Raw genomic sequence first — 14,815 nt, 5'->3', positions numbered from 1 at the left:
TTGACCAGAGCCGCCGTCCTGCTGTCGGCTTCCGGCAGTGACCGGAGAGAATGATGGCCACGACCAAAAAAACAATTTCGGCGGATTCCAGCAATCCGACCCAGACGCTGATCAATCTCTGGCCCTATATGTGGCCGGAGGGTCGGTGGGACCTGAAGATGCGGGTGGTCTGGGCGACCATATTCCTCATCGTCGCCAAGCTGGTGCTGATCGCCGTTCCCTATTTCTTCAAATGGGCAACGGATGCGCTGAATGGCAAGCTCGATATGGCAGGACTGGTCCCGGCCTTCCTGCTCGGCGCCGTCGCGCTTGTTATCGCCTATAATCTGACGCGGCTGATCCAGGTCGGGCTCAACCAGCTGCGCGATTCCCTCTTTGCGAGCGTCGGCCAGCATGCGGTGCGCCAGCTCGCCTACAGGACCTTCGTGCACATGCACCGGCTTTCTTTGCGTTTCCATCTGGAGCGCAAGACCGGCGGGCTTTCGCGGGTTATCGAGCGTGGCACCAAGGGCATTGAAACCATTGTCCGTTTCACCATCCTCAACACAGCGCCGACCTTCATCGAATTCCTGCTGACGGCGATCATCTTCTGGGCTTCCTACGGTTTTTCCTATGTGCTGGTCACGGTCATCACCGTCTGGGCCTATATCTGGTTCACCGTGCGGGCCAGCAACTGGCGTATCGGCATTCGCCGCGCCATGAATGACAGCGACACCGACGCCAACACCAAGGCGATCGACTCGCTCCTGAATTTCGAGACGGTCAAATATTTCGGCAATGAGGAGATGGAGGCGCGACGTTTCGATGTCGCCATGGAGCGCTATGAGAAGTCAGCGATCTCGATCTGGACGTCGCTCGGCTGGCTGAACTTCGGTCAGGGCGTGATCTTCGGCATCGGCTCGACCGTTATGATGGTGATGTCGGCGCTTGCCGTGCAGCGCGGCGAACAGACCATCGGCGATTTCGTCTTCGTCAACGCGCTTCTGCTGCAGCTTTCGGTGCCGCTCAACTTCATCGGTTTCGTCTATCGCGAAATCCGCCAGGGCCTGACCGACATCGAGCAGATGTTCGACCTTCTGGAGGTGGAAGCCGAAGTGACCGACAGGCCGGATGCAGAACCGCTCGCGGCCGGCCCAGGTGCCATCTCCTTCCGCGATGTGCACTTCGCCTATGACCCCGAAAGACCGATCCTGAAGGGCGTTTCCTTCGACGTACCGGCGGGCAAGACGGTGGCGATCGTCGGGCCTTCAGGTGCGGGAAAATCGACGATCTCGCGGCTGCTCTATCGCTTCTACGATATTCAGGAAGGCTCCGTCACCGTTGACGGGCAGGACATTCGCGACGTGACGCAGAAGAGCCTGCGCTCGGTGATCGGCATGGTGCCGCAGGATACCGTGCTCTTCAACGACACGCTTGCCTATAACATCCGCTACGGTCGCCCCTCGGCAACCGACGAGGAACTGAGGGCGGCGGCGGATGCGGCACAGATCAGCGCCTTCATCGGCAAGCTGCCGGAGGGCTACGCGACCATGGTGGGTGAACGGGGCCTGAAGCTTTCCGGTGGTGAAAAGCAGCGCGTGGCGATTGCCCGCACGATCCTTAAAGCCCCGCCGATCCTCATTCTCGACGAGGCTACCTCGGCGCTCGACACCCACACCGAACAGGAAATCCAGAGCGCGCTCGATATCGTCTCGAAGAACCGCACGACGCTGGTTATCGCCCACCGGCTTTCCACCGTCATCGGCGCGGATGAGATCATCGTGCTGAAGGAAGGGCTGATTGCCGAACGCGGCACCCACAGCTCGCTGATGACGCAGAACGGTCTCTATGCCTCGATGTGGAGCCGCCAGCGCGAGGCGATCCGGGCGGAAGAAATGCTGCGTCATGTTCGCGAAACCGACGATCTGGGTGTCATCGACCGCGGCGAACCCGCCCATTGATGGCTATACCCGGGGTAACTGGGCCAACGGACGAACCCCGCCATTGCCGCGCGGGGCGTTTGGCTGTAACCAGCTAGGCAAAATTTGTCGCATTGCCGTGTGGAGCGTGTCGTATCACGACCACATATAGACGCGGCAGACGAAAACCGGAGCAAGGAATCTCATGAATCTGTTCGACACCATTCGCAACACCATCGTACCGATCCACAAGGAAGGTTATGTCTTCGTGGCGGCCTTCTTCGTCGCATCGCTGGTGCTCGGCTGGATCGCCGAACCGCTGTTCTGGGTCGGCCTCGTCCTGACGGCCTGGTGCGCCTATTTCTTCCGCGACCCCGAGCGTGTCACGCCGCAGGATGACGACCTCATCATCAGCCCGGCCGACGGCAAGGTTTCCGCCGTGCAGAGCGTCGTTCCGCCGCTGGAGCTGGAACTCGGCAAGGAGCCGCTGGTGCGCATCTCGGTGTTCATGAACGTGTTCAACTGCCATGTGAATCGCGCGCCGGTACGCGGCCGCATCGTCAATGTCGCCTACCGTCCCGGCCTCTTCCTCAATGCCGAAGTCGACAAGGCTTCCGAAGACAATGAACGCAACGGCCTCGTCATCGAGACTTCGCACGGCAAGGTCGGCGTGGTGCAGATCGCCGGCATGGTTGCACGCCGCATCGTCTGCTGGGTGAAGCCGAATGAACCTGTTGATGCCGGTGAGCGTTTCGGTCTTATCCGTTTCGGTTCGCGACTCGATATCTTCCTTCCCGTAGGTTTCGAGCCGCGTGTATCGGTCGGCCAGACGGCGATTGCCGGTGAAACCGTGCTTGCCGAATTCGGCTCGGCCAAGGGTCCGGTCGTCAGCCGCCGCGGCTGACGGAAACAGGAAGGGCATGCGCATGGAAACGCCGATCGCCGAGCCGCAACAGAACGGCAAACCCGAGGGCCGCAGCGACAGCGGCCGTGGACCCCGGCTGAGGGAAATTCCCTTCCGCCTCGTCGTTCCTAACCTCATCACCGTTCTGGCCATCTGTGCGGGCCTCAGCGGCGTGCGTCTCGCCATTGAAGGCCGCTTCGAGCTGGCCGTCGGCATGGTACTGCTGGCCGCCTTTCTCGACGGCATAGACGGGCGCATTGCCCGCATGATGAAAGCGACGTCGAAATTCGGCGAACAGATGGATTCGCTGGCCGATATCGTCAATTTTGGTGTCGCCCCTGCCCTCGTGGTCTACGCCTACCTTCTCGATCAGGCGCGTTCCATCGGCTGGATCGCCGCCCTCATCTATGTCATCGCCGCCGGCCTGCGTCTGGCGCGTTTCAACGTCATGATCGAGCGGCCGGTAAAGGCGCCTTGGCAGAATGAATTTTTCGTGGGCGTGCCGGCCCCGATGGGCGCCCTGCTGGTGCTTCTGCCTGTCTATCTCGGCTTCCTCGGCGTCGAGCCGGACAAGCCCTTTGCCTATGTCGCCGCCGCCTATACGGTCCTGATCGGTTATCTCCTCATCAGCCGCCTGCCGGTCTGGTCGGGAAAATCGGGCACCAGCCGCATCCGCCGCGATCTGGTGCTGCCGATGATCCTCGTCGTCGTGCTCTATGTGGCGATGTTGATGAGCTTCACCTGGGAAGTTCTGGTTCTGACCGTCGCCGCCTATCTCGTCTTCATCCCCATCAGCGCCCGCCTCTGGCACCGCCGCTACGGCACGCTGACAATCGAGGAAGACGCGCATGACGACGCGAACGGCGGCAACGGCCTCGATCGCGGCATTTAAAACCGCAGGTTTATTTTTTCTCGCTACAGGCCGGCGCAGGGTGTGACGCAAAATGTCGCAGCCTGAAAAGCCGGCTTCGTTTTTTTCGCCTCGAATCCGTCAAGATTAGCCGCGAAAGAAGTGGCTCACACGCATCGCAACGGCGATTGGCGTGAATTGTGGAGAGAGAGAAATGACGAACGAGACGAAGGCACAGCCGCAGGCGAAGCCCGACCTCAACAGCCACTACCGCCCGCTCGGACTGAAGGCCGTTGCGGCCGCAGCCCTGATGCTGAAGCGTAAGCCCGCTGCCAAAACCGCCTGAAAATATTCGCTTTTTTGATTTTCCCGGTTTTTGCGGACTACCCGGAAAACGGAGAGTTGCGGACGGAAGATCAACAAGCATGCGGCGCCTTTTCCGGGCGCCGTTTTTGTATATGGCGTTCCGCGAAACTGCGGATCGTCAATCATTTGCAAAATTGGCAGCCTTCTGTAACGAAGCTGAAACGAAAATGTAGTAAAAATCTCGCCTTCCACAAGAAGGCTATACGAACAGCGACGTATAGATTAGTGAATACAAAAGAACTTTTCTATTCCGCATTTTTTTCCACAACAATGAATAAGCCAATTTTCGAATTCGCAGAAATGCGGATGACGAATATTCGGCGTTGGGGGAAGATTGTGAAGACAGGCCAGGGGGGCTTGGGACGGCCATGCAGGATAAAATCCTTCTGATTGAAGATTCCGTTGCTCTTTCCATGCTGCTGAAGACGCGGCTTTCGGAAGAAACGGAAGCCGAGGTTGTTCATTGCGACAGCATGGCCGCGGCCGATGCCCTCATGCAGGCCCATAGTTTCACGCTGGCGCTGACGGGTCTCAATCTGCCCGATGCGCCGAAGGGCGAGATTCTCGCACTTTTATCCGAGCGTAAGGTGCCCGCGATCGTTTTCACCGCCACGGTGGATGACGAGGCGCGCAAGCGCTACGCCGAAAAGAAGATCATCGACTACATTGTCAAGGACGGCCATCGCACCGTCGATGCGGTGGTCAGAACGGTCCAGCGGATTTTGAGCAACAAGCTTTTTTCCGTTCTGGTGGTCGATGATGTTCGCACAGCCCGTTCCGGTCTCGTGGAAATTCTGGAACGGCAGAATTTCAGGGTCAGCGAGGCCCATTCGGGCAAGCAGGCGCTGGAAATACTGTCGCAGGACCCGACGATCCAGCTTGTCATCACCGACTACCATATGCCCGACATGGACGGTTATGAGCTGACGCGCCGCATCCGCGACAGCCGCTCATCCGAAGATTTGCGGGTGATCGGCATATCGTCCTCCACCGACCGGTTGCTTTCGGCAAGCTTCCTGAAGGCGGGCGCCTCGGATTTCGTCTACCGCCCTTTCGTGCCGGAAGAATTGCAATGCCGCATCGATAACAATATCGAGACGCTGAAGCAGCTTAAACGCCTGCGCGAGCTGGCCGAACGAGACCACCTCACCGGTCTGCCCAATCGCCGCTCCTTCTTCGAGCGCACGCGGGCGCTGATGGATGTCATCAACGGCAATGACGAGAGCGGCGCCGTCGCCATTCTCGACATCGACCATTTCAAGAAGATCAATGACACGCTGGGGCACGATGCCGGCGACAGGGCGTTGAAAAAGCTGGCCGAACTGCTGCATGACATGTGCGATGAACAACGCCATATTCCCGCCCGCCTCGGCGGCGAGGAGTTTGCCGTGTTCCTACGTGGGCTGGATGCGCGAGCCGCCTATCAGTTCTGCGAAGAGCTGCGTGGACAGGTGGAAAAGAACGGTCGGCAGCTGAGCGGCAGCAGCCTCGCCCTGACGATTTCGCTCGGCGTCGTGGAGATCGAAAAGGGTGAACCCTTCGACAACCAGCTGAATGCGGCGGACCAGCTGCTCTATCTCGCCAAGGCAAATGGCCGCAACCGCGTCTATTCCGACATCATGATCCAGGAAGGCCTGCAGAAGATCGGCCGGAACAGCTGAGCTTTTCTGAACAAGATAGTCTTGTGTGGGACCGAGCGCGTGCCGCGTAACGACGGCTGACCTCGACTTCCTCGGAAAGCATCTCAAAACAGCGACATCTGCCCGTCATCCTTCGCCGGTTTGATCTTCGCCAGCGGCGCGCTTTCCGGCACCGGCTCGATGAGATCGGCACCGACATTGGCGACCTTGTTGACCTTGTCCGATACCGGGATCATCTCGAAGAAATCATCCTGAACCGGCCGCATCAGGTCGACGATCTCGCGCGGTTCCTGGGTCTTGCAATCCAGCCAGCGGCTGAAATCCTCGGGCGCAATGACAACAGGCATGCGGTCGTGAATACGGCCGATCGCGGCATTGGCGGCGGTGGTGAGGATCGCACCGGTATCGACCTCCGAACCGTCGGCGGAAGACCAGGTTTCCATGAGGCCGGCGAAAGCGACTATGCCGCCACTTTTCGGGCGAATGAAATAGGGTTGCGGTTTGCCGCCCTCCTCCTTCGGTGGGCGTCGCCATTCGTAAAAGCCGGTTGCGGGCACCAGCACGCGGCGATGGCGCATGGCGGCGCGGAAGGAGGCCTTGCCGATGGCGGTTTCCGAACGGGCGTTGATGAGCAGCGGAAAATCCTTCGGGTCCTTTACCCAGCCCGGCATGAAACCCCAGCGGACCAGCACGGCGCGGCGATTGGGCAGGTTGCTGCCGCGCTCCTGCCGCTCCCCCTCCATCACGATCAATATGGGCTGCGTCGGTGCGATGTTGAAACGGGCGGGAAAATCCTCAAGGCCGATCAGATCGAGATAGTCGGCGATCTCCTCGGGTGTCGCCTTCAGCACGAAACGTCCACACATGCTTTTTCCTCAACCCCTTGGTCCGAACAGGATGATGGCGGTGCCGGCAAGGCAGACAGCGCCGCCGGCAATATCCCATTTGTCCGGCGCATGCCCTTCCACGCCCCAGAGCCAGAAAAGCGACGCAGCGATGTAAATCCCGCCATAGGCGGCGTAAGCCCTGCCCGCCGCCTCTGTCGGAACCAGTGTCAGAAGCCAGGCGAAAGCGGCAAGCGCCAGCATGCCCGGCAGCAATATCCACCCGGTCTTGCCGAGTTTCAGCCAGGCCCAGAAGGAAAAACAGCCGGCGATTTCGGCAAGAGCCGCCAGGACATAGATAAGATAGACCTTCATTCCACCGTCTTTAGCATGCACAATCGCGACAGTTCCGGACTATAACGCTCACTTCGGAAACCGGAATCGATTTTCCGGACCACGACACTATAGACAGGCCGCAGACGGCCGAAACAAGCGAAACCATTCATGACCCTTCGTATCAAGCCCCGCGCTGCCTCCTCCGCCATCGTCAGGAACGGAGACCGGCTGCTTCTCGTGCGCCGTATCAACCCGCCCTCGAAGGACATGTTCGCCTTTCCGGGCGGGCGCGGCGAAGACGGCGAAACGGCAGCCGAGACGGCGCTGCGCGAATTGCACGAGGAAACCGGTATCGTGGCGCGAAGGCCGCAGCTTTTCGCGACCTATGATCTTCCCTCCCGCGACGCTGAAGGCGTGCTGACGAGCCATTATTTCCTCTCCGTCTTCACCGTGGAGACGGATGCCGATCCCGTCGTGACTGTGGGCGACGATGCGGCGGATGCCGGGTGGTACACATTGGCGGAAATCCGCCTTCTGCCTGCGCCCGAAAGTGTGGTCGAATGCGCCGAGCGCCTGCTTGCATGATTGCCAGTCAGCCAGAATCGCTATTATCTAGGACTGATCCGCCCGCCGGATGGTCACGAGCCAACAGTTCACGAGTATGTGTGGGGCAGAATAGAATTTTGATACGGCCAACCATCTTCCTGTCTCTTTTTCTGACCATGCTTGCCATATCAGGGCAAGAAGGCATCGCTTTTGCGCAGCCTTCAAAACCGGCTTCCGAGGCACGTCCGGCGGAAGCGATACCGCCCAAGCCCGCTCCTTATGACGACAAGCTGGCACGGCTGTCGGAAATACTGGGCGCGGTGCAATATCTGAGAACCCTGTGCCCCTCTTCCGGACCGGAGGACTGGCGCAGGTCGATGAGCGATCTTCTGGCTGCGGACACGGCCAACGAACCTGAACGACGTCAGCGCATGACGGCTGCATTCAACCGTGGATACCGCTCCTTTGCGGCCATCCACACCAGTTGCACACGCGCCGCCATCATGGCAGAAGAGAACTACCGTAACGAAGGGGCAACACTCGCGCAGGAAATCGCGTCCAGGTTCGGAAATTAGAGGATTGTTAACCTCTTTTCGCCGCAGCCCGTGCCGTTTTGATAAAAGGCTGCTAGTGTTGTTAACAGGGTGGTAAGGACTTGCCCGCCCTGTCGAGGATGAAAAATGCAGACAAGCCGTAACGAAATCGACGATATGATCGTGCATGAAAAGATGCAGGTCGCTCTGGAACACCAGAACGAGGCATGGGCTGACGGCATGGCCGACGGCATCGAGCCGGAGATCATCGCCGATGCCGCCATCGCTCTGGCCATGCGCGAAACCATCCGTATCCATGGCGAGGCCGGCGCTGAAGCAATGCTGGAATCGCTGCGCCAGCGCATGCTTCAGGGCGAATTTTCGCCGCAGCGGGTAATACAGTAAAGCCGGGGTCTATCATGTCTTGCCTGAGCAAGGGCCTTTTGCGCTCTTCCGCCCTGCTGTCCATTCTGCTTGCCCTGACCGCCGGTCCGATTGGCGTGCCGAGCCGCGCCTTTGCCCTTTCCGAGCTGAAGCCGGCGCAGAACACCGAAAGCGAGCCGAAGGCCGAGAGCGAGCAGCCGCAGCAAGCCCAGCCTGCTGAGCCGGACGAGATCGAAGGCGATTCGGAAGGCATTCCCCTGCCCGACCCTTTGGTGGACCGTTCCGCTGGCCAGGCAAACCAGCAATCCGCCAAGCCCGATAACACCCCGGAAATGTCTGTTGTAATCGAGCACGACATTTCCAAGGCGCCGGAACCCGTGCGCAAGCTGCGCCAGCAGATCATCGACGCCGCCGCGTCAGGCGATATCGAAAAGCTGCGGCCCTTCATCGCCGCCGGGCAGAACCAGTTCCGCATCGACGGCAGTGACAGCGAAGACCCGATTGCAGCGCTGAAAAGCTATTCCGGCGATCCGGACGGGTTGGAAGTGCTGGCGATCATCATCGATCTCCTGTCGACCGGTTATGCCCATATCGATGCCGGCACGCCTGACGAAGCCTATGTTTTCCCCTATTTTGCCGGAAAACCGCTGAATACGCTGACTGCACCGGAAAAGGTGGAGCTTCTGCGAATCATCACGGCGGGCGATCTGGCGGACATGCAGGAATTTGGCAATTACAGCTTCTATCGCGTCGGCATTTCGCCTGACGGCAAGTGGAAGTTCTTCACCGCCGGCGATTGATCGCATCGCAGTGCTTGCCGTTCTCGGGCAAAAATCCTAACTGTGCGGAATGAGCATTCCGGCAAATGCATCTGCATCTTGCCTGCTATCCGCATAGTCTCGACGAACCGAACGGTGACACCATGCCTTCCGCCTTTCTTGCCGACCGCCGCCTGATCCGGGTTTCCGGCACCGGCGCCGAGGAGTTTCTGAACAACCTCATCACCGCAGATATCGAGAATCTGCCGGCAGGCGAGGCCCGGGCCGCGGCACTTCTGACGCCGCAGGGCAAGATCCTGTTCGATTTCCTGATCTGGCGCGATGGCGGGGACTATCTGATCGAAACGGGCGCCGCCGAACAGGACGCATTGCTGCGCCGCCTGACCATGTACAAGCTGCGCGCACCGGTCGACCTCAAAGTCGAGACGGTCGAAGGTGTGAGCGTTTTCTGGACCGAGACTGCACCGGTGGCAGGCATCAGGGACGGCCGTTTCGCCAAGGCCGGAATCGATCTCTTCAGGCTACCGGGCGCATCGGCCTCGGGCGATGTTGCGGCCTATGATGCGCTGCGCGTTGACCATGGCATTGCCGAATCCGGCCGGGATTATGCGCTGCAGGATGCTTTTCCCCATGATGTTCTGATGGATGTGAATGACGGCGTTTCCTTCAGGAAGGGCTGCTTCGTCGGTCAGGAAGTCGTCTCGCGCATGAAGCACCGCGGTACGGCAAGACGCCGCGTCGTCACCGTTTCGGCCGGAGGCGCGTTGCCCGCCAGCGGGGCGGAGATTACCGCCGATGGAAAACCGGTCGGCACGCTTGGAACCGTTTGCGGCAACAGGGCGCTTGCCATCGTGCGGATCGACCGCATTGCCGATGCGCTTGCTTCGGGCACGCCGCTTCTTGCCGAGACTGTTCCCGTGACCGTGGCCCTGCCGGCCTGGAGCGGCCTTTCCTTCCCAGCGGCCGATCCCGCGGCTCGGGCGGAGGATTAAGAGTGACGCCCGCAAAAAGCCCGCGCGCCTGGCAGCGCATGCTGTCCGGCCGGCGGCTCGATCTGCTCGACCCGTCGCCGCTCGATGTGGAAATCGCCGATATCGCCCACGGCCTTGCCCGTGTTGCCCGCTGGAACGGCCAGACGCGCGGCGACCACGCCTTTTCCGTCGCCCAGCATTGCCTCATCGTCGAAACCATCTTCTGCCGCATGTGCACGGGTGCGACGCCTGATGACATGCAGATGGCGCTTCTGCACGATGCGCCAGAATATGTCATCGGCGACATGATCTCGCCGTTCAAATCCGTGGTGGGCGGTGGTTACAAGACCGTGGAAAAACGGCTAGAAGCCGCCGTGCATCTGCGTTTCGGCCTGCCGCCACATGCATCGCGCGACTTGAAGGACCGCATCAAGAAGGCCGACACGGTCGCCGCCTTTTTCGAGGCGACGGAGCTTGCCGGTTTTTCCACCGCCGAGGCGCAGAAATTCTTCGGCCTGCCGCGCGGCATTACCCGCGATATGTTCGACATTACGCCCCTGCCCTCCACCGAAGCGCAAAAGCTGTTCATCGAACGTTTCGAGGCTATCGAGGCGCTGCGCGCGGTCAAGACGGGGAGCGCGACATGACGGCCATTGTCGTATCGCCGCTGTCGCGGATCGCGGAGATGGCCGTGAAACACAAGGCCCGCGAAATGGTGACACTGATCGCCAAAGAGCAGGCCTTTCATCGCCCCGCCGTCATTGCCGCAGATCGGCATCTGACGCTTGCCATGAACGACATCACATTCAAGGGCACCGCTGATCTCATCGCGCCTGATGATGCGCATGTGCTGAGGCTGATCGATTTCGCCCGCGAATGGGACCAGTCCGCGCCGCTGCTCATCCATTGCTGGATGGGTGTTTCGCGCTCGCCCGCCGCCGCCGTCATCGCAGCGCTCAGCCTTTATCCTGACCAGGATGAAATGGAGCTTGCGCTGCGCCTGCGCGCCGTCTCGCCCTATGCCACGCCGAATGCCCGCATCATTGCCATCGGCGACCGTCTGCTCGGACGCGACGGCAGGCTGGTGGCGGCGATCAAAAAAATCGGCAGGGGCGCGGATACGGATGGTAACGTGCCCTTCGTACTGCCGCTTGGCGCCTGAGGCCGTTTTGGCGGAACCCTCACGGCGTCCAGTCGTTACCAACCCTGAACAGCAATAAAAATCACAGGATAATTCATGGAACAACAGGCAACGGATATCATCGTCGCATCGCAGGCGGCGTTGCAGCAGGCGAGCGCGCTTGCGGTGCAATATTCCTTCTCGGTCGTTGGTGCGCTTCTGCTGCTGATCATCGGCTGGCTGGCCGCCACCTTCCTGCAACGCTGGGCCTTTCAGGGCCTGTCGCGCATTCGCGGCTTCGATGCGACGCTCGCCGGCTTCTTCGCAGGCGCCATCCGCTATGTGGTTCTCATTCTGGTACTGGTCATGGTGCTTGGCCAGTTCGGGGTGCAGACCGCCTCCATTCTCGCCGCCCTTGGCGCCGCCGGTCTGGCCATTGGTCTGGCGCTGCAGGGCACGCTGCAGAATATTGCCGCCGGCATCATGCTTCTGGTGCTGCGCCCCTTCCGGGTCGGTGAATATATCGAGACCGGCACGGTCAGCGGCACGGTGATCGAGATCGGGCTCTTTGCCACCGAACTCAAGACCAGCGATGGGCTCTATCGTCTCGCGCCCAACTCCACCCTCTGGAACGTGCCGATCACCAATTACAGCCGTTTTCCCTCGCGCCGTCACGAACTGAGCCTGACGGTCAAGACTGACGAGGATCTCACGGCCGCGCAGAATATGCTGATGAAAGTCGTGCGCTCGGAGAGCCGGGTTTTGCTGGACCCCGCCCCCGTCACCTTCGTCGATTCGGTCAGCGCCGACAGCGCCACCGTCAAATTGCGCTACTGGGTGCGCAGCGACAGTTATTTCGCGACAACCCGCGACGTGACGAAGGCCATGAAGCTCGCCTTCGACGAGCGCAAGGCGGAAGTGAACGCGCAGCCTGCCTGAGGCCTCGCGCCTCCCCCTCTCTTCAAGCGCGGTGGCTGCAGCAGCCATCGCGCTTTTTCGTTGCGTTGCGTTGGAGCACACACTTGCATCCCGCTGACGTGGCCTCTATAGGTCGTTGCGTAATGTTATTACGTAACTTACTTTTATGAATATGAGAGGGCCGAAACAATGCAGAAGATACTCACCCGCGTCACCGGCGCTGTCGCACTTGGTTCCATGCTGCTGGCGGCGACCACGGCAATGGCTGCCGGTGGCGACAAATCCGCAGCCCATAGCCACGACCATGGACACGATCACGGCCACCAGATGACCGAGGCTGAAAAGCAGATCTACAAGGGTTATTTCGAGGATGCGCAGGTGAAACCACGCGCTCTCTCGGACTGGGAAGGCGACTGGCAGTCGGTCTATCCCTACCTGCTGAACGGCTCGCTGGACCCCGTCATGGCCGAAAAAGCAGCCCATGGCGACAAGACCGCCGCCGAATACCGCGCCTATTACGACATCGGTTACAAGACCGATGTAAACCGCATCGTCATCAAGAGTGACAGCGTGGCGTTTTATAAGGACGGCAAGCCCGCTGAAGGCACCTATGTCAGCGACGGCCATGAAATCCTGACCTACAAGAAGGGCAATCGCGGTGTCCGCTACATCTTCAAGAAAACCGGCGGCGATGAGGCCGCACCGCAATTCATCCAGTTCAGCGATCACTCCATCGCCCCTGTCAAGGCGGGCCATTACCATCTCTACTGGGGAGCTGACCGCAAGGCGCTGCTGGACGAAGTGACCAATTGGCCGACCTATTATCCCTTCCTGATGGACGGTGGCGATATCGTGAAAGAAATGGCGGCGCATTGAGACCGCAAGTTAGCGGTCTTCCGCAGCATGTGTGAATGACGCGAGCGGTTGCCGCTTGTCACCTTCTCCCCAAGGGGGAAGGTCGCGGCAGCGGGATGAAGGGGCAAGCTCTCGGCTTATCGCTGGCGTTGCCCCTCATCTACTCCTCCGGGGCATCCTCTCCCCGGCGGGGAGAAGAAAGGCTCACTGCCCCATGGTCGAACGATGCGCCCAGCCGGTCATGCGCTTTTCAAGCCAGGCCATGATCGCATACATGACGATGCCTTCCACCGCGAGCATCAGCAGGCCGGCAAAGACGAGCGGCACATTGAACTGGCTCTGGGCCGAACTCATCATGTTGCCGAGGCCGTAATTGGAAGCGACGGTTTCCGACACGACCGAACCGACAAAAGCGAGCGTGATGGCGATTTTCAGCGAGCCGAAAAAATAGGGCATGGAGCGCGGAATACCGACCTTCAGCATGATGTCCATCTTCTTTGCGCCAAGCGCCCGCAGCACATCTTCCGTTTCCGGTTCAATGGTGGCAAGGCCGGTCGCGACATTCACGACGATGGGAAAAAAGGAAATCAGGAATGCGGTCAACACGGCGGGAACGGTGCCGATGCCGAACCAGATGACGAGGATCGGCACCAGCGCCACTTTCGGGATGGCGTTGAAGCCGATCATCAGCGGATAAAGCCCGGCATAGATGGTTTTCGACCAGCCGATGAACAGACCTATGGCAAGACCGGCGGCCACAGCAATGGCAAAACCCAGTGTCGTCGTATAAAGCGTCTGCAGCGAATTCTTCCAGATCGGCGACCAATATTGCATGATGGCCTGTCCAACCCTTACCGGTGACGGCAGAATGGTGGGCGGCATTTTCAGCGCATGGACGAGCAGTTCCCACAACACGAAAAGCGCCAGCGTATAAAGCCATGGAGCGGCTTTCACCCAGTTGACGCGGGCGATCAGCGGCTTGCGCGACTCGGCCGCAACGGTGCTTTCCAGGATCGCGCTCATGCCGCCACCCTCGCCTGGGCGATCTCGCCATGCAGTTCCTGCACCATGTCGTTGAAACCCCTGTCATACATGATATCGAGCTGGCGCGGGCGGGCAAACGGAACGCGGTGTTCCGCGAGCACGCGGCCCGGCCTTGCGCTCATCACGAAAATCTTGTCGGCCAGAAATGTCGCCTCGCGCAGATCATGGGTCACAAGGATGATGGTGACACGCTGTGCGGCGTGCAGGTCGCGGATGACGCACCACAATTCCTCGCGGGTGAAGGCATCGAGCGCGCCGAAAGGCTCGTCCAGCATCAGTAGTTCCGGTTCGTGGATCAAGGCCCGGCAAAGATTGGCGCGCTGCTGCATGCCGCCGGAAAGCTGCCACGGATACTTCGAACCGAAACCCTTCAGGCCGACGATTTCCAGCAGCCGCTCGGCTTTCGCGACATATTCCGCCTTATGGGCGCGCAGGCGTCGGCGATGTCTCTCGACGATTTCCAGCGGCAGCAGGATATTTTCAAGCGTCGTGCGCCAGGGCAGCATCGTCGGGTTCTGAAACGCCATGCCGACAATTGAAACCGGCTCCGTGACCTGCCGCCCGGCAACGATGACATTGCCCTTCTGCGGAATATGCAGCCCGGTCACCAGCTTCATCAGGGTCGACTTGCCGCAGCCGGAGGGACCGACCACGGCGGCGAATTCACCCTTGTCGACCGTCAGGTTCAAACCGGATACGGCCAGCGTGCCGGCGGAGCCGCCGTAACGCATGTCGACACTGTCTATTTCCACGAGATGTGACATTGCTGTTCCCGTTTTAAGTAAAATGATAGGCCATGACAGCCCGAAGCGTCGCCGCTTGTTTCTTCTCCCCGCCGGGGTCTCCC

The 14,815-nt window shown here is 60.1% G+C and carries 18 protein-coding genes; 14 read left to right on the top strand and 4 right to left on the bottom strand.

Annotated features, from left to right (window positions below; all coding sequences use genetic code 11):
- Positions 1-53 precede the first annotated feature (53 nt).
- From V6S97_RS00960 to V6S97_RS00940, 5 genes are all read left to right on the top strand, one after another.
- Complete coding sequence (locus V6S97_RS00960) at positions 54-1,940, top strand: ABCB family ABC transporter ATP-binding protein/permease (RefSeq protein ID WP_111792724.1); 1,887 nt, start codon at positions 54-56, stop codon at positions 1,938-1,940.
- Between the two features lie 163 nt (positions 1,941-2,103).
- A complete protein-coding gene (locus tag V6S97_RS00955; protein ID WP_003502001.1) occupies positions 2,104-2,802 on the top strand; it encodes a phosphatidylserine decarboxylase in 699 nt (232 codons plus the stop codon).
- A gap of 22 nt (positions 2,803-2,824) precedes the next feature.
- Positions 2,825-3,694: a CDP-diacylglycerol--serine O-phosphatidyltransferase gene (gene pssA, locus V6S97_RS00950; protein WP_060726401.1), complete on the top strand. Its 870-nt coding sequence runs from the start codon at positions 2,825-2,827 to the stop codon at positions 3,692-3,694.
- A 172-nt stretch (positions 3,695-3,866) separates the two neighbouring features.
- The gene (locus V6S97_RS00945) at positions 3,867-3,998 is read left to right on the top strand and encodes a hypothetical protein (RefSeq protein WP_003496883.1); all 132 of its coding nucleotides are present in this window, start codon (positions 3,867-3,869) and stop codon (positions 3,996-3,998) included.
- 388 nt (positions 3,999-4,386) lie between these two features.
- The gene (locus V6S97_RS00940; RefSeq protein WP_003501996.1) at positions 4,387-5,679 is read left to right on the top strand and encodes a GGDEF domain-containing response regulator; all 1,293 of its coding nucleotides are present in this window, start codon (positions 4,387-4,389) and stop codon (positions 5,677-5,679) included.
- An 83-nt stretch (positions 5,680-5,762) separates the two neighbouring features.
- Here the strand turns inward: V6S97_RS00940 and V6S97_RS00935 are convergent, their stop codons facing one another.
- On the bottom strand, positions 5,763-6,524 hold the full coding sequence (locus tag V6S97_RS00935) for an SOS response-associated peptidase (RefSeq protein ID WP_065694921.1): 762 nt from the start codon (positions 6,522-6,524) through the stop codon (positions 5,763-5,765).
- Positions 6,525-6,533: 9 nt separating this feature from the next.
- The gene (locus tag V6S97_RS00930; protein WP_031234137.1) at positions 6,534-6,857 is read right to left on the bottom strand and encodes a YnfA family protein; all 324 of its coding nucleotides are present in this window, start codon (positions 6,855-6,857) and stop codon (positions 6,534-6,536) included.
- Between the two features lie 129 nt (positions 6,858-6,986).
- On the opposite strand from V6S97_RS00930, the gene V6S97_RS00925 reads away from it, so the two are divergent.
- The 9 genes from V6S97_RS00925 (at position 6,987) to V6S97_RS00885 (ending at position 12,945) form a co-directional block, all read left to right on the top strand.
- Positions 6,987-7,403, top strand: a complete 417-nt coding sequence (locus V6S97_RS00925) for an NUDIX hydrolase (RefSeq protein WP_060724009.1) — start codon at positions 6,987-6,989, stop codon at positions 7,401-7,403.
- Positions 7,404-7,501: 98 nt separating this feature from the next.
- Positions 7,502-7,939: a TIGR02301 family protein gene (locus V6S97_RS00920; RefSeq protein WP_060724008.1), complete on the top strand. Its 438-nt coding sequence runs from the start codon at positions 7,502-7,504 to the stop codon at positions 7,937-7,939.
- Between the two features lie 105 nt (positions 7,940-8,044).
- A complete protein-coding gene (locus V6S97_RS00915; RefSeq protein ID WP_003501987.1) occupies positions 8,045-8,302 on the top strand; it encodes a hypothetical protein in 258 nt (85 codons plus the stop codon).
- Between the two features lie 14 nt (positions 8,303-8,316).
- Positions 8,317-9,081 carry a hypothetical protein gene (locus V6S97_RS00910; RefSeq protein WP_111793945.1) on the top strand — a complete coding sequence of 255 codons (765 nt, stop codon included), beginning with the start codon at positions 8,317-8,319 and terminating at the stop codon, positions 9,079-9,081.
- A gap of 122 nt (positions 9,082-9,203) precedes the next feature.
- Complete coding sequence (gene ygfZ, locus V6S97_RS00905; RefSeq protein ID WP_334426548.1) at positions 9,204-10,052, top strand: CAF17-like 4Fe-4S cluster assembly/insertion protein YgfZ; 849 nt, start codon at positions 9,204-9,206, stop codon at positions 10,050-10,052.
- A gap of 2 nt (positions 10,053-10,054) precedes the next feature.
- Positions 10,055-10,678, top strand: coding sequence for a YfbR-like 5'-deoxynucleotidase (locus tag V6S97_RS00900; RefSeq protein WP_162692508.1), 624 nt, complete (start codon positions 10,055-10,057; stop codon positions 10,676-10,678).
- The gene (locus V6S97_RS00895; protein WP_111780926.1) at positions 10,675-11,193 is read left to right on the top strand and encodes a tyrosine phosphatase family protein; all 519 of its coding nucleotides are present in this window, start codon (positions 10,675-10,677) and stop codon (positions 11,191-11,193) included. Before V6S97_RS00900 ends, V6S97_RS00895 begins: the two co-directional genes overlap by 4 nt.
- Before the next feature lie 75 nt (positions 11,194-11,268).
- Positions 11,269-12,090, top strand: a complete 822-nt coding sequence (locus V6S97_RS00890) for a mechanosensitive ion channel family protein (protein ID WP_003501978.1) — start codon at positions 11,269-11,271, stop codon at positions 12,088-12,090.
- Between the two features lie 168 nt (positions 12,091-12,258).
- Positions 12,259-12,945 carry a metal-binding protein ZinT gene (locus tag V6S97_RS00885; protein WP_087743688.1) on the top strand — a complete coding sequence of 229 codons (687 nt, stop codon included), beginning with the start codon at positions 12,259-12,261 and terminating at the stop codon, positions 12,943-12,945.
- Positions 12,946-13,128: 183 nt separating this feature from the next.
- On the opposite strand, the gene V6S97_RS00880 is transcribed toward V6S97_RS00885, so the two are convergent.
- Both V6S97_RS00880 and V6S97_RS00875 read right to left on the bottom strand, forming a co-directional pair.
- Positions 13,129-13,947 (bottom strand): ABC transporter permease, encoded by an 819-nt coding sequence (locus tag V6S97_RS00880; RefSeq protein WP_099085520.1) that lies wholly within the window; start codon positions 13,945-13,947, stop codon positions 13,129-13,131.
- The gene (locus V6S97_RS00875) at positions 13,944-14,732 is read right to left on the bottom strand and encodes an ABC transporter ATP-binding protein (protein ID WP_003501967.1); all 789 of its coding nucleotides are present in this window, start codon (positions 14,730-14,732) and stop codon (positions 13,944-13,946) included. The genes V6S97_RS00880 and V6S97_RS00875 overlap by 4 nt, the downstream gene beginning before the upstream one ends.
- Positions 14,733-14,815 lie beyond the last annotated feature (83 nt).

Origin of the sequence: Agrobacterium sp. CCNWLW155, from assembly GCF_036888815.1 — a bacterium.
In the GTDB taxonomy this organism is placed as follows: domain Bacteria; phylum Pseudomonadota; class Alphaproteobacteria; order Rhizobiales; family Rhizobiaceae; genus Agrobacterium; species Agrobacterium radiobacter.
This window is presented reverse-complemented; position numbering and strand designations above follow the sequence as displayed.